General features: G+C 63.4%; 26 protein-coding genes. 18 read left to right on the forward strand and 8 right to left on the reverse strand.

What is annotated here, in order from left to right; all coding sequences use genetic code 11:
- Window positions 1–41 precede the first annotated feature (41 nt).
- The 7 genes from RS897_RS21010 to RS897_RS21040 all read left to right on the forward strand — a co-directional run bounded on the left by RS897_RS21010 (window position 42) and on the right by RS897_RS21040 (window position 6,136).
- Window positions 42–920 (forward strand): branched-chain amino acid ABC transporter permease, encoded by an 879-nt coding sequence (locus RS897_RS21010; RefSeq protein WP_315838421.1) that lies wholly within the window; start codon window positions 42–44, stop codon window positions 918–920.
- Entirely contained in the window at window positions 920–1,921 is a 1,002-nt protein-coding gene (locus tag RS897_RS21015) for a branched-chain amino acid ABC transporter permease (RefSeq protein ID WP_315838422.1), read from the forward strand. Before RS897_RS21010 ends, RS897_RS21015 begins: the two co-directional genes overlap by 1 nt.
- The gene (locus tag RS897_RS21020) at window positions 1,918–2,658 is read left to right on the forward strand and encodes an ABC transporter ATP-binding protein (RefSeq protein WP_315838423.1); all 741 of its coding nucleotides are present in this window, start codon (window positions 1,918–1,920) and stop codon (window positions 2,656–2,658) included. Before RS897_RS21015 ends, RS897_RS21020 begins: the two co-directional genes overlap by 4 nt.
- Complete coding sequence (locus tag RS897_RS21025; protein ID WP_315838424.1) at window positions 2,648–3,379, forward strand: ABC transporter ATP-binding protein; 732 nt, start codon at window positions 2,648–2,650, stop codon at window positions 3,377–3,379. Before RS897_RS21020 ends, RS897_RS21025 begins: the two co-directional genes overlap by 11 nt.
- Window positions 3,380–3,427: 48 nt before the next feature.
- Window positions 3,428–4,708 carry an amino acid ABC transporter substrate-binding protein gene (locus RS897_RS21030; RefSeq protein WP_315838425.1) on the forward strand — a complete coding sequence of 427 codons (1,281 nt, stop codon included), beginning with the start codon at window positions 3,428–3,430 and terminating at the stop codon, window positions 4,706–4,708.
- Window positions 4,709–4,734: 26 nt separating this feature from the next.
- Complete coding sequence (locus RS897_RS21035; RefSeq protein ID WP_315838706.1) at window positions 4,735–5,709, forward strand: NAD(P)-dependent oxidoreductase; 975 nt, start codon at window positions 4,735–4,737, stop codon at window positions 5,707–5,709.
- Between the two features lie 139 nt (window positions 5,710–5,848).
- The gene (locus RS897_RS21040) at window positions 5,849–6,136 is read left to right on the forward strand and encodes a DUF1330 domain-containing protein (protein ID WP_315838426.1); all 288 of its coding nucleotides are present in this window, start codon (window positions 5,849–5,851) and stop codon (window positions 6,134–6,136) included.
- 45 nt (window positions 6,137–6,181) lie between these two features.
- Here the strand turns inward: RS897_RS21040 and RS897_RS21045 are convergent, their stop codons facing one another.
- Window positions 6,182–6,931: a TetR/AcrR family transcriptional regulator gene (locus tag RS897_RS21045; protein ID WP_315838427.1), complete on the reverse strand. Its 750-nt coding sequence runs from the start codon at window positions 6,929–6,931 to the stop codon at window positions 6,182–6,184.
- Window positions 6,932–6,999: 68 nt separating this feature from the next.
- Between RS897_RS21045 and RS897_RS21050 the strand changes: the two genes are divergently transcribed.
- A complete protein-coding gene (locus RS897_RS21050) occupies window positions 7,000–8,403 on the forward strand; it encodes a serine hydrolase domain-containing protein (protein ID WP_315838428.1) in 1,404 nt (467 codons plus the stop codon).
- A gap of 12 nt (window positions 8,404–8,415) precedes the next feature.
- Here RS897_RS21050 and RS897_RS21055 read toward each other — a convergent pair whose 3' ends face one another.
- A complete protein-coding gene (locus RS897_RS21055; protein WP_315838429.1) occupies window positions 8,416–8,877 on the reverse strand; it encodes an Lrp/AsnC family transcriptional regulator in 462 nt (153 codons plus the stop codon).
- 152 nt (window positions 8,878–9,029) lie between these two features.
- On the opposite strand from RS897_RS21055, the gene ald reads away from it, so the two are divergent.
- From ald to RS897_RS21070, 3 genes are all read left to right on the forward strand, one after another.
- Window positions 9,030–10,160 (forward strand): alanine dehydrogenase, encoded by a 1,131-nt coding sequence (gene ald, locus RS897_RS21060; protein ID WP_315838430.1) that lies wholly within the window; start codon window positions 9,030–9,032, stop codon window positions 10,158–10,160.
- Window positions 10,160–11,494: an omega-aminotransferase AptA gene (gene aptA, locus RS897_RS21065; RefSeq protein ID WP_315838431.1), complete on the forward strand. Its 1,335-nt coding sequence runs from the start codon at window positions 10,160–10,162 to the stop codon at window positions 11,492–11,494. The genes ald and aptA overlap by 1 nt, the downstream gene beginning before the upstream one ends.
- A gap of 304 nt (window positions 11,495–11,798) precedes the next feature.
- Complete coding sequence (locus tag RS897_RS21070) at window positions 11,799–12,185, forward strand: hypothetical protein (protein WP_315838432.1); 387 nt, start codon at window positions 11,799–11,801, stop codon at window positions 12,183–12,185.
- An 88-nt stretch (window positions 12,186–12,273) separates the two neighbouring features.
- Here the strand turns inward: RS897_RS21070 and RS897_RS21075 are convergent, their stop codons facing one another.
- Complete coding sequence (locus tag RS897_RS21075) at window positions 12,274–12,504, reverse strand: hypothetical protein (RefSeq protein WP_315838433.1); 231 nt, start codon at window positions 12,502–12,504, stop codon at window positions 12,274–12,276.
- 94 nt (window positions 12,505–12,598) lie between these two features.
- Between RS897_RS21075 and RS897_RS21080 the strand changes: the two genes are divergently transcribed.
- Window positions 12,599–12,862 (forward strand): hypothetical protein, encoded by a 264-nt coding sequence (locus tag RS897_RS21080; RefSeq protein ID WP_315838434.1) that lies wholly within the window; start codon window positions 12,599–12,601, stop codon window positions 12,860–12,862.
- 59 nt (window positions 12,863–12,921) lie between these two features.
- On the opposite strand, the gene RS897_RS21085 is transcribed toward RS897_RS21080, so the two are convergent.
- Window positions 12,922–13,407 (reverse strand): DUF5662 family protein, encoded by a 486-nt coding sequence (locus RS897_RS21085; RefSeq protein ID WP_315838435.1) that lies wholly within the window; start codon window positions 13,405–13,407, stop codon window positions 12,922–12,924.
- 252 nt (window positions 13,408–13,659) lie between these two features.
- Between RS897_RS21085 and RS897_RS21090 the strand changes: the two genes are divergently transcribed.
- Entirely contained in the window at window positions 13,660–13,905 is a 246-nt protein-coding gene (locus tag RS897_RS21090; protein ID WP_315838436.1) for a hypothetical protein, read from the forward strand.
- Here the strand turns inward: RS897_RS21090 and RS897_RS21095 are convergent.
- On the reverse strand, window positions 13,902–14,582 hold the full coding sequence (locus tag RS897_RS21095; protein ID WP_315838437.1) for a TetR/AcrR family transcriptional regulator: 681 nt from the start codon (window positions 14,580–14,582) through the stop codon (window positions 13,902–13,904). The genes RS897_RS21090 and RS897_RS21095 overlap by 4 nt on opposite strands.
- A 178-nt stretch (window positions 14,583–14,760) precedes the next feature.
- Here RS897_RS21095 and RS897_RS21100 point away from each other — a divergent pair, with 178 nt between their 5' ends.
- Window positions 14,761–15,249, forward strand: coding sequence for a MaoC family dehydratase (locus tag RS897_RS21100; RefSeq protein ID WP_315838438.1), 489 nt, complete (start codon window positions 14,761–14,763; stop codon window positions 15,247–15,249).
- Window positions 15,250–15,285: 36 nt separating this feature from the next.
- Here the strand turns inward: RS897_RS21100 and RS897_RS21105 are convergent, their stop codons facing one another.
- Entirely contained in the window at window positions 15,286–16,224 is a 939-nt protein-coding gene (locus RS897_RS21105) for a glutathione S-transferase family protein (RefSeq protein ID WP_315838439.1), read from the reverse strand.
- Window positions 16,225–16,382: 158 nt separating this feature from the next.
- Here RS897_RS21105 and RS897_RS21110 point away from each other — a divergent pair, with 158 nt between their 5' ends.
- Together RS897_RS21110 and RS897_RS21115 are read left to right on the forward strand one after the other, a co-directional pair.
- On the forward strand, window positions 16,383–16,694 hold the full coding sequence (locus tag RS897_RS21110; RefSeq protein ID WP_315838440.1) for a hypothetical protein: 312 nt from the start codon (window positions 16,383–16,385) through the stop codon (window positions 16,692–16,694).
- Between the two features lie 94 nt (window positions 16,695–16,788).
- Entirely contained in the window at window positions 16,789–18,048 is a 1,260-nt protein-coding gene (locus tag RS897_RS21115) for an MFS transporter (protein ID WP_407654522.1), read from the forward strand.
- A gap of 12 nt (window positions 18,049–18,060) precedes the next feature.
- Here the strand turns inward: RS897_RS21115 and RS897_RS21120 are convergent, their stop codons facing one another.
- A complete protein-coding gene (locus RS897_RS21120) occupies window positions 18,061–18,639 on the reverse strand; it encodes a hypothetical protein (RefSeq protein WP_315838441.1) in 579 nt (192 codons plus the stop codon).
- Between the two features lie 399 nt (window positions 18,640–19,038).
- Between RS897_RS21120 and RS897_RS21125 the strand changes: the two genes are divergently transcribed.
- Together RS897_RS21125 and RS897_RS21130 are read left to right on the forward strand one after the other, a co-directional pair.
- Complete coding sequence (locus RS897_RS21125) at window positions 19,039–19,254, forward strand: hypothetical protein (protein WP_315838442.1); 216 nt, start codon at window positions 19,039–19,041, stop codon at window positions 19,252–19,254.
- Between the two features lie 392 nt (window positions 19,255–19,646).
- Complete coding sequence (locus RS897_RS21130) at window positions 19,647–21,011, forward strand: MFS transporter (RefSeq protein WP_315838443.1); 1,365 nt, start codon at window positions 19,647–19,649, stop codon at window positions 21,009–21,011.
- Window positions 21,012–21,038: 27 nt separating this feature from the next.
- Here the strand turns inward: RS897_RS21130 and RS897_RS21135 are convergent, their stop codons facing one another.
- Window positions 21,039–21,407 carry a ribbon-helix-helix domain-containing protein gene (locus RS897_RS21135; protein WP_315838444.1) on the reverse strand — a complete coding sequence of 123 codons (369 nt, stop codon included), beginning with the start codon at window positions 21,405–21,407 and terminating at the stop codon, window positions 21,039–21,041.
- Window positions 21,408–21,505: the final 98 nt, after the last annotated feature.

Consider the following 21,505-nt stretch of genomic DNA (forward strand, 5'->3'; position numbering starts at 1 on the left):
TAACGGCGAGGCGAGGAAACCTCTGAGGAAACGAACCCGCGATGGGACAGGTTGCAAGTCTGCTGCTCGACGCCCTGGTCTCCGGTATCTTGATCGGCGGCTTCTATGCGGCGATGGCGGTCGGAATCTCGGTTGCGTTCGGCATGCTGGGCATCAGCAACATCGCCCATCCGGCGCTGATCCTGCTGGGGTCGTTCATCGCCTATGTGCTGAACACCCAGTTCGGCTGGGATCCGGTCCTGATCGGCATTGTGTGCACGGTGCCGTTCTATTTCCTCGGCATGGCGCTCTACACCGGATACGAGATCGCGTTCGAGCGGCGCGGCACTGAACTGATCCGCGGGCTCGCGTTCTTTTTCGGTCTGCTGTTCATCACCGAAGTCGGCCTGCAACTGATTTTCGGCGTCGATTACCGCCTGGTGGAGGCCTCCTATATCGGGCCCACGCTCGACATCGGTCCGCTGTCGCTGCCACTGCGCATGCTGATCCCGTTCGTGGCCTCGGTCATCCTGCTGGCCGGGATGCAGATCTTCTTCAGCAACACCTTCACCGGCCGCGCCATCCTGGCGGTGGCGCAGGACAAGCTGGCGCTGCAGCTGATGGGAGCCGATCCGGTCCGCATCAAGCGCATCGCGTTCGGCATCTCGACTGCGACCGCGGCGCTCGCCGGCGCATTCCTGATCATCCTGCAGCCGGTCGAGCCGTCGATGGGACGTGACTATATCGGCCGCATCTTTGCGATCTGCGTGCTCGGCGGTGTTGGCTCGCTTCCCGGCACCTTCGTTGCCGCGATCATTGTCGGTGTCGCCGAAAGCATCACGGCGACGTTCTACGGTCCGTCCTGGTCGCCGGCGGTCGCGTTCGGGTTGCTGCTGATCGCGCTGGTGGTGCGGCCGGCCGGCCTGTTCGGGAGGGCCTGATGTCGAACCTGCGCTTCATCGCCCTCGCAATCCTGGTCGGTGCGTTGTTGACCGGCATCAGCCTGCTGGTGACCAACGAATATTACATCTTCGCCGCCTATGTGGTGCTGCAGTATGTGGTGCTGGCGACCGCCTGGAACATCCTCGGCGGTTATGTCGGCTACGTCAATTTCGGCACCACCGCCTTTCTCGCCATCGGGCTCTACAGCGCGGCCGCGATCAACAAGTGGCTCGATTTGCCGATCCCGGCGCTGATCCTGATCGCGGGCGTGCTGTGCGGTGGCATCGGCCTCGCGATGGGTTACCTGACCATCCGCCTGCGCGGCATCTATTTCACCATCGCGACACTCGCGCTATCGGTGGTGGTGCAGACCTTCATCGTCAATTGGGATTATGTCGGCGGTTCCCGCGGCCTCTACATCATGCGTCCGAACGAGGCGCCGGTGTTCGGCACCTATCTCAATTATCTCTTTTTCCTGATGATCGTGCTGGCCGTGCTGTCGGTGGCCATTGCGCGGGTGATCGAACGATCGACGTTCGGCTTCGGCCTCGCCGCGATCCGCGACGATGAAGCGGCGGCCGCCGCCTCGGGCGTGCCGACACTGCGGCTGAAGCTGATCGCGGCCACCATCAGCGGTGCGCTGATGGGCATGGCCGGCGCGCCGTTGCCGTTCTACCTCACCTATGTCGAGCCGACCTCGTCGTTCAGCCTGGCCTACACCGTCAATAGTGTGGCCATGCCGCTGGTGGGCGGCACCACGAGCTGGCTCGGGCCGGTGATCGGCGCCGTGCTGCTGGGCTCGATGCAGCAAGCGATGACGGTGCTGATCTCGTCGTCGATCAACCTGCTGGTGGTGGGCGTGCTGCTGGTGCTGTTCGTGGTCGCTGCACCGAATGGCATTCTCGGCCTGATCCAGACATTCCGGCGCCGCGGAGCGCAGCAGCCTGAGACGAACCCGGTTGCGGCCCTGCTGGTGCCGGAGAAGAGAAGCGCGCCATGAGTGGCGAGATCATCCTCGAAGCGATCAATGTCCGGAAACGCTTCGGTGGCTTTGTCGCGCTCAACGACATCAGCGTATCGGTGCGCCGCGGCGAACGGCTCGGCCTGATCGGTCCCAACGGCTCCGGCAAGAGCACCTTCACCAATTGCCTGTGCGGCACGCTGAAGACCGACGGCGGCTCGGTGTCCTTCGCCGGCCGCCCCATCGACGGTTTGCCGGCGCATCAGCGGGCCCGGCTCGGGATCGGCCGCAGCTTCCAGCTGCCGCGTCCCTTTCACAGCCTGTCCCTGGCGGACAATCTGCGCATTCCGCTCGAATACACCGTCAACGCCCGGGGCGGCGCGCGGTTGTCTCCGCGCGACATCACTGATCGAAGTGCCGAACTGCTGAACCAGTTTGGTCTCGGCGGCAAGGCGGACCGGCTGCCGCGCGAATTGACCCAGGTGGAGATGCGCAAGCTCGAGCTGGCGCGGGCGATGGCGACCAGCCCCAGCCTGCTGGTGTCCGACGAGGCCATGGCCGGGCTGTCCAACTCCGAGGTGGACGACATCGTGGCGCTGCTGCTGCGGCTCAACCAGGACGGCGTCGCCATCATTTTCATCGAGCACATCATGCGTGCCGTGATGGCGTTTTCCGAGCGGCTGGTTGTGCTGGTGGCCGGGCAGAAGATTGCCGACGGAGTGCCGAAGGAAGTGATTGCCGACGATCAGGTGATAGGAGCCTACCTTGGCCAGTAGCCTCCGCATCGACAATCTCTGCGCCGGCTATGACGCCGTGCGGATCCTGCACAACGTGTCCATCGATGTCGACGCGCGGGCCACGGTGACGCTGCTCGGCACCAACGGCAATGGCAAGAGCACGCTGATCAAGGCCATCATGGGCATCGTGCGCCCGTTTTCGGGCCGCATCGTCGCCACCATCGATGGCCGCGAGCACGATCTCGTCGGCATGGCGACGCAGGCCATTGTCGATCTCGGCATTGCACTGGTGCCCGAGGGGCGGCGGCTGTTTCCGCGGCTCAGTGTGGAGGAAAACCTGCTGCTGGGCGCCTTCCGGCCGACCGCGCGCGGCAAGTTGAAAGAGAATATCGCCTATTGTTACGAAGCGTTTCCGCGTCTCGCGGAACGGCGCTCGCAATTGGCCGGCACCATGAGCGGCGGCGAGCAGCAGATGCTGGCGCTGGGACGTGCACTGATGTCGGCGCCGAGCATCCTGATCGTCGACGAGCCGTCGGTCGGCCTCGCGCCGTTGTTCGTCAGCCGGACCATCGACATGATCGCGCAGCTGAAGGAGCGTTATCATCTCACCGTGCTGATGGCCGAGCAGAATTTCACCCAAGCGATCCGGATCGCCGACAAGGGCTACGTCATCGTCCACGGCGAGATCGCGTTCCGTGGCGATGATCCGGAGCAGATGCGGCAGAGCGATCTCATCCGCAAACACTATCTGGGGCTTTGAATCTACGAGTGTCCAAAAGGTCACCGCTACAAGGGAGAGGAAGCAGACATGACATCGTCGACGAGGGGCATGAAACGCTGGAGCGCACTGAAGCTGATGGCGGGCATGACGGCCATGGCCAGTGCGGCCATGATGTGGGGCGGGGCGGCGCTCGCCGCCGATCCCATCAAGATCGGGTTCGCCATGCAACTGACTGGGCCGCTGGCCGGCAACGGCAAGGCGGCGCTGCTCGGCGCACAGATCTGGGCTGACGAGGTCAACAAGGCCGGCGGCCTGATCGGCCGGCCGGTCGAGCTCGTGGTCTATGACGACCAGAGCAATCCCGGGCTGGTGCCCGGCATCTATTCCAAGCTGCTGGACGTCGACAAGGTCGACCTGCTGCTGTCGAACAACACCAACCAGACCGCGCCGGCGATGCCGACCATCATCCAGCGCAAGCGGTTGATCATGGGCATGTTCGCGCTCGCCGTAAACGAGCAGTTCAAATATCCCGGTTACTTCCAGATCCAGCCCTACGGGCCCAACGGCAAGGACGCGCTGACCCGAGGCTATTTCGAAAACGCCATGACCATGACTCCGAAACCGACCAGCGTGGCGCTGGTCGGCGCGGATGCCGAGTTCTCCAAGAACGCCTTGGATGGCGCGCGGGCGCATGCCAAGCGGCTGGGTCTCAACGTCGTCTATGACAAGGTCTATCCGCCGACCACGGTGAACTTCACGCCGGTGATGAAGGCGCTGCAGGCGACCTCGCCGGACCTGGTGTTCGTGGCATCGTATCCATCCGACACCGTCGGCATCATCCGCACCGCGCATGAGATCAAGCTCGAGCCGAAGATGTTCGGCGGTGCCATGGTCGGCACGCAATATGCCGCCATCAAACAGCAACTCGGCGAGGCGTTGAATGGCGTGCTGAGCTTCGAGCAGTACATTCCGGAGCCGACGGTGAAATTTCCGGGCATCGAGGAGATGTTGAAGAAGTATCAGGCCAAGGCGATGGAGCAGGGCGTCGACGTGCTCGGTTATTACGTGCCGGCCTTCGTCTATTCCGCGCTGCAGATCCTCGGCGAAGCCGTGGTCAACACCAACGGCGTCGATCAGCAGAAGCTGATCAGCTATATCCATTCCAGCACGTTCAAGACCGTGATCGGCGACGTCACGTTCGGAGCGGATGGCGAATGGGTCGAGCCGCGGATGTTTGCGGTGCAGTTCCGCAACATCAAGGGCAACGATATCCAGCAGTTCACCCAGGCCGGCAAGGAAGTGATCATCTATCCGCCGCTCTACAAGTCGGGCGACCTGGCCTATCCTTACGCGGATGCTCGGAAGTAACGAGCCCGCGATGTCACCGCGGGTGAATCCGCGGTGAAGACTGGTCCCGGACGGCCACGTCCGGGACCACTTTCCAACGTACGAGACATCACATGGTTGAAACGGTCGGCATCGTCGGCGTCGGCATCATGGGTTCGGCGATGGCCCGCAATCTGCACGCGGCCGGTTTTGCCGTGGTCGGCTACGATCCGTCGGCTGCGGCCTGTGCGCGCCTGGAGGAGGTCGGCGGGCGTGCACTCGCTTCGCCGCGAGCTGTGGCGGAGGCCGCCGATATCATCATCCTGTCATTGCCGAATGCCGACGCGCTCGCGGCTGCAGTGAGCGGGCCGGATGGCATGGCGCGCGCCGCCGGCAGCGGCCAAATCGCGATCGAATGCTCGACGCTGCCACTCGCGGCCAAGCGTGCAGCCCACACGGAGATGGCATTGGCGGCGAAAGTCCTGCTCGATTGCCCGGTCAGCGGCACCGGCGCCCAGGCCGTGACCAAGGATCTCGTGGTGTTCGCCAGCGGCGACGAGGCGGCGTTTGTCCGTTGCGCCGGTGTGTTTGCCGGCATGTCGCGTGCGCAGCGTTATCTCGGGCCGTTCGGCAACGGCAGCATCATGAAGTACATCGCCAATCATCTGGTGACGATTCACAACGTCGCCGCGGCGGAAGCGATGCTGCTCGGCGTCAAGGCGGGCCTCGATCCGGCCGTGGTCTACGACACCCTGGCCGACAGCGCCGGCACCTCGCGCATGTTCCAGGTGCGTGGCCCGCTGATGCGCGACAGCGCCTACGACATGCCGACCGCCACCATTCGCACCCATCTCAAGGATGTCGGGATCATCAGCGCGTTCGCCGCTGAGCTCGGATGCGCGCTGCCGGTCTACCAGGCCGCGACCCAGCTCTATATGGCGGGAGAGGCGCTCGGCTTCGGCGCGCGCGACACCGCGTCGGTGTGCGCGGTGCTCGAAGCCATGCACGGCATCGACCGCGGCGGACGCGGCGAGCCGAGCTGACTCAGAGCTTTTTCCGTTCCGATAGAATCGGAACGGAAGCTCTAGATTCTTGTTTTGACGCGTTTTCTTAACGCGAACCGGTATCCACCTCGCTGGAAAACGCTCCAGTCCATCATTCGAAAGCCAAGGGAGTTTTACGATGTCGGCCTATTGGTGTTCACGGGTGCACGTGACCGATCCCGAAACCTACGCGAAATACGCCGCACTGGCCGGCCCGGCCATCGAAAAACACGGTGGCGTCTTCCTGGCGCGCGGCGGCAAGCAGGTGATCCTGGAGGGCGGCGCCTACGAGCGTAGCGTGGTGGCGCGTTTCCCCAGCCTGGAGGCCGCGGAGCGCTGCTACCATTCGCCGGAGTATTCCGAAGCGCGCAAATACACCATCGGAACCTCCGAGCGGCACATGGTTGCCGTGGAGGGATTGGACTGAGCGACTGCAGAGGGCGCGCACTCAGGTGTGCTCCCGCCTGTCGGATCATGGTGTCTGTAGGAACCGGACCATCAGGCGCGTCACGTCGTCCACGAACCTGTCCGCTTTTTCGTCGGTCAAGATATCCGGGCGACGGACGACGGCCGCATGGGTCAGCGCCTCCACGGCGGTCACGCAGACGAATGCGGCGATGTCCGGATCGGCAACATCGAGTTGGTCTCGGTGAGCCACGATGTAATCCCGGACAAGTGCATAGGTTTCGCGCTCGATGGCGTCGATATTTTCCAGCCGTCCGGCGCGCGGCACCTGCTCGACAAGGACGCGATGCAGTTTGGGATCGACGCGATGGGCCTCGATCATGACGGACACGAGTTCGCGCGCCGCGACCTCGACCGGGCGGGCCGCCACCTCGATCAATGAGTGGCGCACCAGCTGCAGCATCTCGCGCATATGACGGTCGACAACGGCTGACACCAGCGCTTCCTTGCTGGGGAAGTACTGGTAGAGCGATCCGATGCTGACGCCCGCCACGGCGGCGATCTTGTTGGTGCTTGCCCTGTCGTAGCCTTCCCTGGTCAAGACGCGAGCAGTCGCTTCCAGCAGCGCATCGACGGTCAGACGCGATCGCTCCTGAGAGGCTGATTTTCTAGGCCTTGTCGACGGTTTTCGGGCCATGCGCGTCCGCTCGGAATTGCGAGTATTATATTGTGAGCGATAGCTTATATTTTGTCCATGACGAAAACGAACCGATCCGTGCGCGCTCGGCTGCCTGCGGTGCAGTGCCTGAAGCGGCATGAGCCTCCGGGATTGTTTGAATGAACCACAGCAAACGAGCCACGCGAGCGGCATCAAGGCGGACCAGAATGACATTGGCTTTTATTATCTGCGGCTTTGCACTGGCCGCCGTCCTGTTCGGCATCCGCTATCGCCTTGACCGGGTTGTTGGCGTGCCGGTGCATTTTGCGAGCCATCAATTATGCTCGGCGGTGTTCGTGGGTGGCCTGGATCCGACGGACTACTATCGCGAGGCGATCCAGCCCAAGTTCGGATCGATCGGTAAACTCATCCATTATGAGATTGACCGTGAACGGAGCGAAGTACGCGTCAGCCTCGCTGGTTTGGTGAGCAGCCGTGCTGTCGATGAAGGTTCGTACGGTTGCCGGGTGGTTCACTCCGGCAATGGTGTTCATGGTACTCGCAATGAAAAGCGCGCTTCATGGTCTCAGTCGTCGCTTCCGTCGATCGCCGAACCGGGTCCTGTCGTGCCTGGAAATACTGCACTGTCTCAGGCGCTGGATCATGCCTTTGCCGAGCCAGCAACCGCGCCACACCGCTGGACCAAGGCCGTCGTCGTTTTGCACCGCGGCCAGGTGATCGCTGAGCGGTACGCGCCCGGCATGACCGCGGTGACGCCGCTGCATGGATGGTCGATGACCAAGTCGGTCACCAACGCCCTTCTCGGCATCCTGGTGCGGAAAGGAAAGCTGGATGTGAACGGACCGGCGCCGATCGCGGAATGGTTCGCACCGGGCGATTCCCGACGCCGGATCAGCATCGATCAGATGCTGCGCATGGTGAGCGGCATCAACTGCGGTCAATCCCTGCATTTCGGCTGGTGGACCATCTTCGACACCGATACGCACATGGAATTTGACATGCCCGATCAGTTCGCTTTTGCGGCAAGCCGCGGCCTGCGCGCCGAACCCGGCCACGAGTGGCGGTATACCAACTGCAATTTCGTTCTGCTGTCACGGATCGTTCGCGACGCCATCGGCGGCGATGCCGAATCCACGCGTCAATTCATCGAGCGTGAACTGTTCGGCCCCCTGGGCATCGAACACGCCACGCAGGAATACGACAGCGCGGGCACGCCGCTTGGAACCATTCATTTGTGGGCCAGCGCGCGCGACTGGGCGCGGTTTGGTTTGCTCTATTTGCGGGACGGCGTGTCGCCCGGCGGGCAACGGATCCTGCCCGAGGGCTGGGTTGACTATTCCGCCCGGCTGACCCCTCAAAGCGATGCGTATGGCTACGGAGCAGGGTTCTGGACCCAGCGTGGCAATTCCAGCGCCGCCCGCGAGCGCGTCGCCGCGGGCTTCCCCGCCGACAGCTTCATGGCGCTCGGGAGCCAGGGGCAATATACGATTGTCATTCCCTCCGAGGATCTGGTGATCGTGAAACTGGGAAATTCATACACGCCGCATGACGACATCGTTGCGGTTCAGCGTCTGGTGAAGGACACCATCGCCGCGCTGCATGCGGATTGATGGGGCTGCGCTTTAAATCTTCAGCGCCGTGGTCTTCTTCACCGTGCGCAACACCAGGGTCGACTGGGTGCGGACCACACCGGGCAACTTCATCAGGATATCGGTGTGGATGCGCTCGAGGTCGGTCGAGTCGCGATAGACGATGCGCACCAGGTAATCGTTGGAGCCGGCGATCAGGAAGCACTCCTGAATCTCCGGCGGCTTCAGCACCGCCTTCTCGAACACCTCCATATCCTTGCGCGACATCCGGTCCAGCGTCACGAACACGATGGCGATGCCGGTGAGGTCCAGCGCCTGCGGGTCGAGCAGGGCGACATATTTGGCGATGGCGCCGCGTTGCTCCAGCATCTGTACCCGCCGCAGGCAGGCCGACGGCGACAGGTTGACCTGCTGGGCCAATTCGAGGTTCGACAGCCGCCCGTTCTGCTGCAGCACCCGCATGATGGTGCCGTCGATTGAATCGAATGCGGTCATTGTCCGGTTCTCCGAATAATATTCGATTATTTGGTATTTTAGCGCCGAGATATTGCAAAGGATAGGCACGGGCGGTGCCACTCCCGCACAAAATTTCGAACAGCCCCGGCTACGCTGCCGATCAGCCGGCTTCCAAGATATAAAGGTGCGCGATGCGGATTGGTGTTCCCAAAGAGATCAAGACTCACGAATACCGCGTCGGACTGACGCCGCTGTCGGTGCGGGAATATGTGGCGGCCGGCCACAGCGTGCTGATTGAGACCGGAGCGGGCGCCGGCATCGGCGCCGACGACGAGGTCTATCGTGCTGCGGGCGGCACGATCGCCGCGGACGCCGACGAGATCTTCGCCACCGCCGAGATGATCGTGAAGGTGAAAGAGCCGCAGCCCACTGAGTGGCGCAAGCTGCGCGAGAACCAGATCCTGTTTACCTATCTGCATCTTGCCGCCGATCCGGAGCAGGCCGCCGGTCTGATGGAATCCGGCTGCACAGCGGTGGCGTATGAAACCGTCACAGATGCCAAAGGCGGTCTGCCGCTGCTGGCGCCGATGAGCGAAGTGGCCGGCCGGCTGTCGATCGAGGCGGCCGGCGCAGCGCTCAAGCGCAATCTCGGTGGCCGCGGCCTTCTGCTCGGCGGCGTGCCCGGCGTGCCGGCGGCGCGGGTGGTGGTGATCGGTGGCGGCGTGGTCGGCACCCATGCGGCGCGGATGGCGATCGGGCTCGGCGCCGAGGTCAGCGTGATCGATCGGTCGCTGCCGCGGCTGCGCGAGATTGACGAGTTGTTTGCGGGACGGGTGCGGACGCGGTTCTCGACACTCGGCGCCATCGAGGAAGAGGTGCTGCAGGCGGACGTGGTGATCGGCGCGGTGCTGATCGCCGGTGCCGCGGCGCCAAAACTGCTGACACGGGCGATGCTGCCGCAGATGCGCAAGGGGTCCGTCATTGTCGACGTCGCCATCGACCAGGGCGGCTGCTTTGAGATGTCGCACCCGACCACCCATGACGATCCCACCTTCGTGGTCGACGGTGTGATTCACTATTGCGTGGCCAGCATGCCCGGCGCCGTGCCGCTGACGTCGAGCCATGCGCTCAACAACGCCACATTGCCCTATGGGTTGGCGCTCGCCGCCCGAGGCGTTGCGGCGATCGATGATGATCCCGGCCTGCATGCCGGTCTCAATGTCCGTCGGGGCAAGATCGTGCACCCGGCCGTGGCCGAGGCGATCGGTCATCATGTCCAAAAAATCGAACAGGCCCACGCCGCGCACGGGAGGATCCACTGATGAATATCCAGAGCAAGCCGCCGGTCGTCCCCAACGATCTCTCGTCGTTCTGGATGCCGTTCACCGCCAACCGCCAGTTCAAGCAGGACCCGCGTCTGTTCGTCTCGGCGAAAGACATGCACTACGCCACGCCCGACGGCCGCCAGGTGATGGACGGCACCGCGGGGCTGTGGTGCGTCAATGCCGGCCACGCCCGGCCGCGGATCGTCGAGGCAGTACAGCAGCAGATCGCGACCCTGGATTTCGCGCCGACCTTCAACATGGGCCATCCGCTGGCGTTCGAGACCGCCAACCGTCTCGCGGCAATCGCGCCCGAAGGCATCAACCGCGTCTTCTTCACCAATTCCGGTTCGGAGTCGGTGGACACCGCGCTCAAGATCGCGCTGGCCTATCATCGCGCCATCGGCAAGAGCGAGCGTGTTCGCCTGATCGGCCGCGAGCGCGGCTATCACGGCGTCGGCTTCGGCGGCATGTCGGTCGGCGGCATTGCTGCCAACCGCAAGGCGTTCGGCACCATGCTGCCCGGCGTCGATCACATCCGCCACACACATGACCTGGCGCGCAACGCCTTCAGCCGGGGACAGCCGGAGCATGGGGTGGAGTTCGCCGACGATCTGGAGCGTGTCATCACGCTGCATGACGCCTCCACCATCGCCGCCGTCATTGTCGAGCCGATGGCCGGCTCGACCGGGGTGCTGATTCCGCCCAAGGGGTACCTCGAGCGTCTGCGCGCGATCTGCGACAAGCACGGCATCCTGCTGATCTTCGACGAGGTGATCACCGGCTTCGGGCGGCTCGGGGCACCTTTCGCCGCCGATTATTTCGGCGTCACCCCCGATATCATCGTCACCGCCAAGGGCGTGTCCAACGGTGTGATCCCGATGGGAGCTGTGTTCGTCAAGGATGCGATTGTTGAGGCCTTCATGCAGGGCCCGGCCGAGCAGATCGAATTCTTCCACGGCTACACCTACTCGGCGCATCCGGTGGCCTGCGCCGCGGCGCTGGCGACGCTTGATACCTATCAGGAGGAAGATCTGTTCGCCCGCGCGGCCGCGCTCGCGCCCTACTGGCAGGACGCGCTCCACAACGGCCTGAAGGATTGCCCGCACGTCATCGACATCCGCAACCTCGGTCTGGTTGGCGCTGTCGAACTCGATCCGATCCCGGGCGCGCCGACCAAACGCGCATACAAGGCTTTCACCGATGCGTTCAAGGCCGGTCTGCTGATCCGCGTCACCGGCGACATCATCGCGCTGTCGCCACCGCTGATCATTTCAAAATCGCAGATCGACGAACTGATCGACACGCTGCGCAAGGTGCTGCTCACGGCCTAGTGAAGTGTGGTCGATGCGTAACCCGGGTGTGCCCCATGCACCCGGGTTACGCACCCGATCAGTCGTCTGCACTGCAGGCATGCCGGCCATGACGAGCCAGACCAGCTGCACAGACGAAGCCTTGATTTTGCACGCGATAATGCCGCGTCGAACGCGTCTGCGACAATTGTGCCGGGGACGGCCCTCACGATCCCGTTATTACTTTCTTGCATTCGCACCTGCAGCACCAATCTCATCTGATGTCATTCATCATTCTTTCGAGCGCCTTTCCGGGATCGCCCGATTTGCAAAAGGACATACGACGATGAGACATGCCGCAAGAGCCGCCGTGCTGACCGCTCCGCAGTCATCTTCCACCCACAGACTATTGCTGGCGCTCGCCGCCGCACTGGCGCTGACCGCAGCGATCCCCTCGGTCGTGCGCGCGGAGCCCGCGGCAACCCCGTTAGCCAAGACGCAGCCTGTGAAAGCTCAGTCGGCGAAGAGCAAGTTCGCGGCGAGCACGGTGACGGATTTCAGCGCCGCGCGCCGCCATCGCCATGTCGCGTACAGCGCCCGTGTTCGTAACGCTTATGGCGCGGTTGTCGGTGCTCCGGTGTATGAGGCCCCGTCCCGAGTCTATGAGACCCCGTCCTATGGTGGCGGTTATGGATACGGCTACGGCGACAACTCCCGCAACCAGACCTGGTAACCGGATCTGCTCGAACCAGATCTGATCATCGCCTGTTCAACAACATCGCCGGCCGCACACCGTGGTCGGCGATGTTGTTTTTGAATGCTCAAAACAGCCAGTAGTCGCGGTGCGCGAGCAGCTTCAGTTCGGCATGCCGCGCGGTGCGGTAATCATCGATCAGTTCGGTGTTGTCGATGAAGTCGCCTTGCTTGGCGAGCAGGTGATACACCCGGGCGACCCGGCGCATCTGCTCGCGTGGCCGGCCGAACGGCATTTGCCGCGACTGCAGTGTCGCGGTTCGTGCATGGGCCATCAGATAGTCGGTTGAGTCTGACATGCGGGGAGAACGCCGGGAACAGCGCGAGGTTTCCTGTTGACTTCTGGGTTCTTGTTTTGTTCTATGTGAGCCTGCTTGTTTAAAAGGCCGGGCCATGAATCTGCATCAAGAGCATCTGCATCAAGAGCATCTGCATCAAGAGCATCAGCAAAATCATCATCAGCTTGCGGGCAAAACCCGCGAAATCATTCGCCTGTGGAACACGATGCGCAGTCACGAGCGTGAGATGGAGGCGACGGAGCTTGCATCCGATCGCGCCTGCTCCACGCTCAAGGTGCTGGACATCCGCCGGGAATTGCAGCGTGCACTGGCGGAGCGGGATCGGCTGGTCGAGGCGTCGCGTAACGCGGCGTCTTGAATTCCAATGTTCCGGATGTGACAGCGCAATGAAGAGCACAGGTGTTACCGCCTGAATTTCTACGCGGAAAAAATCTCGCGCATCACCTGGGTGATGCGCGCCGCGGTGTCCGGATGCAGCCTGAGCTTCATCCGGTTGGCCTGATACCACGGCCATTCGCTTTCGCTCACGGGCCATAATCCATCATAGGCGCGGGTCGCGCCCAGCCAGTCCGCCACCATTTCGCGCACATAACCCATCGGCATCGGCAGGGGTTCGCTTGGGCTGGGATCGCCGGGGTGGATGCTGCGCGGGATCCAATATTCCCAGTGATGCGGATTATGGTTCTGGTGATGCAGCCAGGCCCGGGCGAAGCCTGCGGGATCGCTCCTGTCGCCGAACGCGGCACGCCCGTAGTGCGGCGCCTCCGCCGGCGTGAACTTGCTCCAGTCGTGAATCAGCAGGAGCCAGATCGGCGCGCGGGTGCGCAGGCCGGCGCGGAACACGAACACCTTGTGCTTGATGGTGAGCCAACCGAATTTGAGGGTCGGCACGATGTTGGTCATTGTTGCTTGTCCATCGTCTGCGATTCGGATCGCCCTTTTGGTATGCCAAGCCAGCGTATCGGAAACTCAGTGTTAGTCGAAATCGACTTATTCGAAGCCTTGCCGCAGGTTGACTCGGGAAATCACGGCCCCATATGAGTACGCACGTTTGCCAACGCCTGTTGGCAATAATGGGACGATATCTTCTTGCCAAATTCCTACGACGGTCCTGCAAACGAAGGGCGGGCGATGCGATCCTCCGGGTCCCTGGCCATGCAACTGGAACCCGATGATTCGCAGTCCGACCGGCCTGTGCCGTCACTCGCAGCACCTGAGTTTGCGGCCGGTGACCGGGTTCGCATGAATGCGCTCGGGCGCAGCCGGCATCCGCGTTATGGCGAGCGCCAGGCGGTGGTGGTGCGCAAGGTGGCGGCCAATGGCTGGCGCGTGCTGTTCGAGGGCCGCACGTCGCTATTGACCATCCATCGCGACTATCTGGAAAAGGTCGAGCCGGTTTAAGTCCGCAGGGTCGACGCGGTTGAACCGGGGCGGGGCGATTTCGCCGTTGATCCGTTCGTGGATTTGTTAGTCTTGGGTTTGCTGGTCTTTGATGTGCTCCGTGGCGCGGCAATGCCCTCAGTAAGATAGGCCTGCAAAGTGGCGCCGATGCGCTGCACGATGACGTCCTGCGACAGGCCGACCACTGGCGGAAGCTCCAGCACATAACGCGTCAGCGCCAGCCCGAGCATCTGGGTCGAGATCAGCGCGGCGCGCTCGGTGGCATGCCTGGGTCCTGTGACCCCGGCAATCATCGGTGTGATCTGTTTGCGGAACATCGCCAGCAGCAGCGCTCGTCCATCGGGATGAGTGATGCACACCCGCAAAAGCCCCGGCAGGTCGCGGTCCCGGGCCTCCCATCGTTTCAGGAAATGGCGCACCAGGGTGCGTCCCATCTGGTCCCGCGCCACTTGCGTGAGGTCGGGAAAGTCGAGATCAAAGGTTGCCGCTGCCGCGAACAGGCCCTCCTTGCTGCCGTAGTAACGCATCACCATCGAGAAATGGATGTCGGCTTCGGCCGCCACCGCACGGATCGTGGTGCGCTCATAGCCCGTGTCGCAGAACAGCCGGCGAGCGGCCTCGAGAATGCGGTCGCGGGTCGGCTGCGAGCGCAGCGGCTTTTTTGTCGTTCGTGTCATGGCCGTTCAGTGTGCTCATTGCAGGCGGCCGTTTCAAGCGTTCTGCGCTGCATCGGCTGGGTGTGTTCGTCACCAACTGTTGACAGCGGGACGAGCGGCGGACCAGAACGGATCAAGGCTGTCAGAGGCCACAACGATATCGGCCGGCCGCACCGGCTGCACGCAGGAGGCGCCCCCGATGCAACGATCAGTCACCCCAGTCAGCCCGGTCGATCCGCTGAGCCATCAGTTGCTGCCGATCCGCCGCTTCTCCGAATTATCGCTGGGCGAAATATTTCCACTGCCCTCGCGCACGGTCACGCATGCGCATTTCTCGGCTTTCCAGGCGCTGACCGGCGACAATCATCCGATTCATTACGACCGCGGCTATTGCCAGGCGCTCGGCCATCCCGATCTTTTGGCGCACGGCCTTCATGTGCTGAGCATGACCGCGGCCGGCGCCGGCCTGTTTCCTCATGTGGTCGGGCCGCATCTGATCGGATTCGTCGAGGTGCAGGCCAAATTCCTCCGTGGCGTATTTCCCGACGATACGCTCTATCCCAAGCTCGAAATCACCGCGCTGACGCCGCAGCGCACCACCGGCCTGGTCACCATGGCAGCGACCATCGACAACCAGCGGGGCGAGCGGGTGCTCGAGGGCAGCCATACTTATCTTGTCCGGCTTTAAGCCGTGATGCGCGCGGCCGGCGCCGTGGAGAAAATGTCAGTTTGCAAGTTCGATGCCGAATCCGTCCCGCGGAAAATGCACCACGACCTCGCCTACGGCAGGATCATGACGCTTGAGCGCGATGGCGCTGCCGCTGATCGCGGCCAATTCACCCGCCACCGGATCGAAGCCCCAATCGTCGGGCGTCACCGTCACCCGCGCGCCGATCTCGGACGCATGCGGATCGTCGGCCTCGGTCGGCGGCACAGCCAACGGCGTTGACGCGTGCGCAATCGCCAGCGCCTTGTCGGGGGCGAGCTCCTGCATCGTCCCGTGGCCGATGGCTTCGAGGCGCGTCATCCAGCCGATCAGCCGCGGATGGTCGACAAGCCCGGCATCATCTTCGCCGAGATTGCCGCGCGCATACCACAGCGGATGATAGGCAGCGAGATCGGCCACCGACGGCTGAACACCGAGCAGGAATCGGCGTCCGTCGGTGAGGGCGTGCTCCAGCCGCGACAGATCGCGGCGGAGACGTTCGCGCAGTGTAGGGATCATCGCCGCCATTTTGGCGCTGTCCCAGCCGTCGAACCGGCCCGCGGTCAAGCGAGCGCGGTCGGCGTGCAACGCCGTGGGGAAACGATCGCCGTGCAGGCCAAACACCAGCCCAAGCGCGGTCGCGAAGAGCTCGCGGTCGGCCCAGGCCGCGATGATGTCGGCGAGCCCATCCGTACCCGACGGATACAGTGGCGGCTCGGGATAACGTCGATCGAGCTCGGCCAGGATGCGGCGGGTGTCGCAGAAGATATCGGCGCCGATCTGCAGCACCGGAATCCGGCGATAGCCGCCGGTGAGTGCTGTCAGCAGCGGCTTCGGCGCGATGCGCGGCTGCTCGACCGAGCGCCAGCGCAGTCCCTTCAGGCCCAGCGCGACACGTACTTTCTCGGCGAATGGCGAGCGCGGATAGTGATGCAGGATGAGGTCCACTTGATCCATCACATGTCCTCAACAGCGTTTACGCATGGATATCCCAGTCCACAGCCGGGCTGCGAAACACGGGATGGCGACACATTTGCCGCGGAGATGCCTAAAAGGCGAGATTAATTGTCTTGTTTTCAAGTTCCGCCGGTTCCTTTTACAACGGGCATTTGACCATGGTGGATTATTATCCATTGCTTGCGAAGGCGATTGCGAAATCACCGGAAGGCGGAGCGCAGGCGAGGGACGCCATTTTCGAGAGTGCCCGCGCGGCCCTGACCCGACAGTTGCGCAACATCGAGCCCGCGATCTCCGAGACGGTGATCGCGCAGGAGCAGGCGAGCCTGGAAGACGCTATTCGCCGGGTGCAGGCGGAATTCAGTTACACTCTCGATCTCGACGATGGCCTTGTGAGCTTCGATCGTCCGTGGCGCACTGAGCAGCTTTTGCTGCCCGCGCCCGATCTGCACGAGAGTTCTTCTCCTTAGAGCGCTTCCATCGAAAGGCGTCCCAGCGCGCGATTTGACGCACGCGCTGGGAACTGGATGTTGCAAGTCCACCGTGCAATATGGCCGCGACATCATGACAGGCGTAAAAGCAGGACGGAGCACGGTGGCAATCGGCATCGACGATCGGCCCAAAACCCGGCAGCGCATTCCCGCCGGCATCTGGGCACTCGGTTTCGTTTCGATGCTGATGGATATCTCGTCGGAGATGATCCATGCGCTGCTGCCGGTCTATATGGTTGCAGTGCTCGGCACCTCGGCGCTCGCCGTCGGTGTCATCGAAGGTATCGCCGAAGCCACCGCCTCGATCACCAAGGTCTTTTCCGGCGCGCTGAGCGACTGGCTCGGAAACCGCAAATGGCTGGCCGTGTTTGGTTACGGTCTCGCCGCGCTCATTAAGCCGATCTTTCCGCTGGCGCCCTCGCTCGACTGGTTGATCGCCGCGCGCTTCATCGACCGCGTCGGCAAGGGCATTCGCGGCGCGCCGCGCGATGCCCTTGTCGCCGACATCGCTCCGCCGCATCTGCGCGGCGCGAGTTTCGGTCTGCGGCAGTCGCTCGATACCATCGGGGCCTTTCTCGGTCCGCTGCTGGCGATCGCGCTGATGTGGGTCACGGCGGATCGCTTCAACGTGGTGTTCTGGATCGCGGTTATCCCGGCCGTTCTGTCGGTGGGCCTCCTCCTCGTCTTCGTGAGGGAGCCGGAGCGGCCGAAGCTGCTGCGCAAGGTTCGTTTGCCGCTGCATCGCGATGAGCTGCGTCGCCTGAGCGCGAGCTACTGGTGGGTGGTGGCGGTGGCGGCGGTGTTCACGCTCGCTCGTTTCAGCGAAGCCTTTCTCATCCTGCGCGCGCAGTCGATCGGCCTGCCGCTGGCGCTGGTCCCCGTCGTTCTGGTCATCATGGCCTTGGCCTATTCGCTCTCGGCCTATCCGGTCGGCGCGCTGTCCGATCGCGTCGATCGGCTGACGCTGCTGGGCATCGGCCTGCTGCTGCTGGTTGCGGCTGACCTTGTGCTGGCGTTTGCAAGCGGTCTGATCGGAGTCGGCATCGGGGTCGTGTTCTGGGGCCTGCATATGGGCTTCACCCAGGGCCTGCTGGCGACGCTGGTCGCCGAGACCGCGCCGGCGGAGCTGCGCGGCACCGCGTTCGGCTTGTTCAACCTGATGACCGGCGTCGCGCTGCTCTTGGCCAGCATCATTGCCGGTGTGTTGTGGGACGTCACAGGCCCGCAAGGCACCTTCCTCGCGGGTGCGGCGTTCAGCGTGCTGACACTGGCGGGTCTGGTTGTCGTCCGCGGCCGGCTGCGAGCATCGGAAGATGTGGTGACGTCAGGCTGACACGACGCCGGCTCACGTCGCGCAGCGCGGCCCGATGTTCAGCGATCGCAGGAAGCCGGCAAAGCCGTCCGGACGCCGGCACGACGGCTTGGCCTCGGTGGTGGCTTTGGCACGGGCGACAGCCGTGTTTTTCTTCGGCGGAGTGGCTTTAACCTGCTTGGCCGGTGAGGGGGCCGCGATCATCTTGGCGTGGGCGTCATGCCGCGACCGGTCGGCGGTTTTCGGCGCCGGCTTTACGGGGGCTGGAGCGGGCGCCACGGCCGGCGGGGATTCTGCGGCCAGCGCCGCTACTGGAGCGGGTGCGGTTTCTGCCGGGCTCGGCGCCGGCGCGACCTCCAGCCTGTCCGCCTTGGTCAGGGTGTCGGTGCCCGAGGTCATCGTACCGCCGGCCACATTCGATGTGTCGTCGCCGGCTGCGCGTTTCATGACGGAGCTTTCGCTGGCGCTGTCTTGTGTCGAGCTCATGCCAACCGTTGTCGGTTCAGTCTCCGCCACGGTGGTCGCAACCGGCGCATCGCCGTTGATGCGGACGGCGGCCGCCACCGCGAACACGACGCCAAAGAGCACAACAAGCCATACTGCTTTGATCATGGCCGAACTCTTAGAGCCACCGGGCTGGAGGTTTGCGAGGCTCGGGTTCGAATCCGGCAACTCGGTGGCAAGTCCGGCCAAAGGGGGCACGGGCCGCGCGAACGCTGGCCTTACGGTTAACGGAGACTGTCGGTTCCGGGTATCGGCGTCATGCGGTATGGCGGCGAGTGCCACTCGCGCGGCGACCAGTAACTTCCTTCGGCAGTCCGGTTCCCTGTCATACGCACGCCACCGCGAGCGGTCACAATTGTCGAATCGATCATCCCGATGTTGTGCGTGCCGATGCAGGCTGTGGCTTGCAGGCGGGGCCGCGTCGACTCCCATGATTGATCATGAAGCGAGGGAATCGATTGCGTGTCCTGGTTTTGGTTTGCGTACCTCCAACGGAGAATGCATCGCATGCCCGAGGTTCAATCGTTCTCGGAATCGTTCCCGCAAGGGTTCGTCGAGGGCTGGCGTTTCGTCATGGGACTGAACGCCGAGCCGCCGCGAATTCCGGACGCTGAATTGATCGAGGGCAAAACGCCCTATCAGTCCGGCCTCGCGAAAGGCGTCGAGCTGGGCATCAGTGCCAAGCAGCACAGCGGTGAGGCGGGGCATCGCGTGCATCACTAGCCGTCCATCATTCCTTCCGATCGTGAATCCTCGATCCTGAGGAGTTCGCTCTTGGTCGCAAGCCACGAAAACTAAGCGAGCGGCATCGCGCACTGTCGCCCGCCGGCTCTGTTGCAGTGTTGCGCCCGCGACAAGCGTGAGCGACAGCGTTGTGCTGCGCCTCCCGGCGCTTACCCGTCGAGACATCCTGCTCGGCGGGTCGCTTCCGATCGTCTCTTGAAAATCGATTTTTTATCATATATGTAAAAAACATCGATTTTATGAGTAGGCGTCGTCTGGTCTGCGCGTCCGGTCAGCGGGCGCGCAATCCCTTGCGTGCGGCATCGGCTCATCGAACCGCAACAAAACAAAATCAGGAAACGCGTTCAGAAAAAACCAAGGGGAGAGCGACCATGCGTGCGTCCGACAGCGTCGATGTTCAGGCCTTTCTTGATGAGCAGCCGTTCTCGGCTTTCCAGTGGCTGGTGTTCGTCCTGTGTTTTGCCATTGTGCTGTTCGACGGTTTCGACACTGCGGCCATCGGCTTCATCGCTCCCTCGCTGGTCAAGGAATGGGGGGTGGAGAAGTCGGCGCTCGGCCCGGTGCTCAGCGCCGCGCTGTTCGGCCTCGCCGCCGGCGCGCTGTCCACCGGCCCGCTCTCGGATCGTTTCGGCCGCAAGCGCATGCTGGTCGCTTCGGTGCTGGTGTTCGGCGCGGCCTGCCTCGGTTCGGCTTTTGCCGTCGATCTTCAGCAACTGACGATCCTTCGGTTCGTCACCGGCATCGGGCTCGGGGCGGCGATGCCGAACGCCGTCACCCTGATGAACGAGTATTGTCCGCAGCGACGCCGCGCGATGCTGACCAATCTGATGTTCTGCGGCTTCCCGCTTGGCGGCGCCTGCGGGGGCTTCCTTGCGGCCTGGATGATTCCGCAGTGGGGCTGGCGCAACGTGCTGGTGGCTGGTGGCGCTGCGCCACTGCTGCTCGTCGTGCTGTTGCTGCCGCTATTGCCGGAATCGGTGCGTTACATGGTGGCGAATGGCCAGCCGGTGGAGCTGATACGCAAGGTGCTGAGCCGCATCTCCCCGAGCGCCGCCACTGCGCGTGCTTTCGTGCTGACCGAGCAAGTGCATGTCGAGGCCGCGAGCGGCACCGTCGGGCTGATCCTGTCGCGCGCGTTTCGTGTCGGGTCCATCATGCTGTGGCTGGCTTATTTCATGGGCCTCGTGGTGCTCTATGCCCTGGCCAACTGGATGCCGATCCTGTTCAAGGACGCCGGCCTCACGCCGCAGACGGCAACCCTGATCGCGGCGCTGTTTCCGCTCGGCGGCGTTGGCGCGGTGCTGTTCGGCTGGCTGATGGATCGCTTCAATGCCAACCGCATCATCGCGGTCGGCTATGTGTTGACCGCAGTGACGGTATTCGCGATCGGCCATTTTGCGGACAACGTCGGCCTGCTGGTGCCGGTCGTGTTCGTCGCCGGCGCGCTTGCCAACACCGCCCAGTCGTCGATGCCGTCGTTGGCGGCCGGCTTCTATCCGACGAAGGGCCGTGCCACCGGCGTCGCCTGGATGCTGGGCATCGGCCGCTTCGGCGGCATTGCCGGTTCGTTTCTGGTCGCCGAACTGGTCGCGCGTCACTTCAGCTTCAGCCAGATCTTCGCCATCGTGGCGATCCCCGGTGCCATCGCGGCGCTGGCGCTCGTGGTCAAGCAGGCCGCAAGCCCGCAGGAGTCAGCTGAGAAGGCCGCCGACAGAGCCGTCGTGCGGGTTCACTGAACTCCACTGAAGGGCGAAGCCGCTCGCTCAGGCGGCGGTCGGCGGCGCCGCAAGCGTAGCGCGCTCGTGCGCAAGTACGGCGTCTGCGTCCAGCGAGCGGATCGACACCGACGTGTCGCTGGGAATGCCGCCCGAGACCTGCAGCGACATGTAGCGCAGGCAGCACACTCGCAGGAACGAGGTGAAGTTCACGATCTCGCCGCGAGCTTCGATGATTTCATCGTAAAGCCTGGTGATCAGCTGGGTGAGGTTCATGCCGTCGCGCCGGCCGATTTCGCTGAGCACCTGCCAGTAGTGCGTCTCGAGCCGGATGCTGGTGACGACGCCGTGCAGCCGTATTGAGCGGGTGCTGGTCTCGTAGAGCGCGGGGTCGGCGCCAATGAAGATCTTGCACATGAAACCTCAACGCTCTGCGAGTCAAAATGGTCGAAGCAGCGGACGATACCGCCGCGACTGGCGTGTCGCCATCATTTTCCTGCCCTTGATCGTAACAT

Source organism: Bradyrhizobium prioriisuperbiae (assembly GCF_032397745.1).
Lineage (GTDB): Bacteria > Pseudomonadota > Alphaproteobacteria > Rhizobiales > Xanthobacteraceae > Bradyrhizobium_A > Bradyrhizobium_A prioriisuperbiae.

Coding starts and splice junctions, on each gene's coding strand:
- RS897_RS21010 (WP_315838421.1), top strand. CDS start 42: ATGGGACAGGTTGCAAGTCTGCTGCTCGACGCCCTGGTCTCCGGTATC.
- RS897_RS21015 (WP_315838422.1), top strand. CDS start 920: ATGTCGAACCTGCGCTTCATCGCCCTCGCAATCCTGGTCGGTGCGTTG.
- RS897_RS21020 (WP_315838423.1), top strand. CDS start 1,918: ATGAGTGGCGAGATCATCCTCGAAGCGATCAATGTCCGGAAACGCTTC.
- RS897_RS21030 (WP_315838425.1), top strand. CDS start 3,428: ATGACATCGTCGACGAGGGGCATGAAACGCTGGAGCGCACTGAAGCTG.
- RS897_RS21040 (WP_315838426.1), top strand. CDS start 5,849: ATGTCGGCCTATTGGTGTTCACGGGTGCACGTGACCGATCCCGAAACC.
- RS897_RS21045 (WP_315838427.1), bottom strand. CDS start 6,931: ATGCCGCTTCAGGCACTGCACCGCAGGCAGCCGAGCGCGCACGGATCG.
- RS897_RS21050 (WP_315838428.1), top strand. CDS start 7,000: ATGACATTGGCTTTTATTATCTGCGGCTTTGCACTGGCCGCCGTCCTG.
- RS897_RS21055 (WP_315838429.1), bottom strand. CDS start 8,877: ATGACCGCATTCGATTCAATCGACGGCACCATCATGCGGGTGCTGCAG.
- ald (WP_315838430.1), top strand. CDS start 9,030: ATGCGGATTGGTGTTCCCAAAGAGATCAAGACTCACGAATACCGCGTC.
- aptA (WP_315838431.1), top strand. CDS start 10,160: ATGAATATCCAGAGCAAGCCGCCGGTCGTCCCCAACGATCTCTCGTCG.
- RS897_RS21070 (WP_315838432.1), top strand. CDS start 11,799: ATGAGACATGCCGCAAGAGCCGCCGTGCTGACCGCTCCGCAGTCATCT.
- RS897_RS21075 (WP_315838433.1), bottom strand. CDS start 12,504: ATGTCAGACTCAACCGACTATCTGATGGCCCATGCACGAACCGCGACA.
- RS897_RS21080 (WP_315838434.1), top strand. CDS start 12,599: ATGAATCTGCATCAAGAGCATCTGCATCAAGAGCATCTGCATCAAGAG.
- RS897_RS21085 (WP_315838435.1), bottom strand. CDS start 13,407: ATGACCAACATCGTGCCGACCCTCAAATTCGGTTGGCTCACCATCAAG.
- RS897_RS21090 (WP_315838436.1), top strand. CDS start 13,660: ATGCAACTGGAACCCGATGATTCGCAGTCCGACCGGCCTGTGCCGTCA.
- RS897_RS21095 (WP_315838437.1), bottom strand. CDS start 14,582: ATGACACGAACGACAAAAAAGCCGCTGCGCTCGCAGCCGACCCGCGAC.
- RS897_RS21100 (WP_315838438.1), top strand. CDS start 14,761: ATGCAACGATCAGTCACCCCAGTCAGCCCGGTCGATCCGCTGAGCCAT.
- RS897_RS21105 (WP_315838439.1), bottom strand. CDS start 16,224: ATGGATCAAGTGGACCTCATCCTGCATCACTATCCGCGCTCGCCATTC.
- RS897_RS21110 (WP_315838440.1), top strand. CDS start 16,383: ATGGTGGATTATTATCCATTGCTTGCGAAGGCGATTGCGAAATCACCG.
- RS897_RS21115 (WP_407654522.1), top strand. CDS start 16,789: ATGACAGGCGTAAAAGCAGGACGGAGCACGGTGGCAATCGGCATCGAC.
- RS897_RS21120 (WP_315838441.1), bottom strand. CDS start 18,639: ATGATCAAAGCAGTATGGCTTGTTGTGCTCTTTGGCGTCGTGTTCGCG.
- RS897_RS21125 (WP_315838442.1), top strand. CDS start 19,039: ATGCCCGAGGTTCAATCGTTCTCGGAATCGTTCCCGCAAGGGTTCGTC.
- RS897_RS21130 (WP_315838443.1), top strand. CDS start 19,647: ATGCGTGCGTCCGACAGCGTCGATGTTCAGGCCTTTCTTGATGAGCAG.
- RS897_RS21135 (WP_315838444.1), bottom strand. CDS start 21,407: ATGTGCAAGATCTTCATTGGCGCCGACCCCGCGCTCTACGAGACCAGC.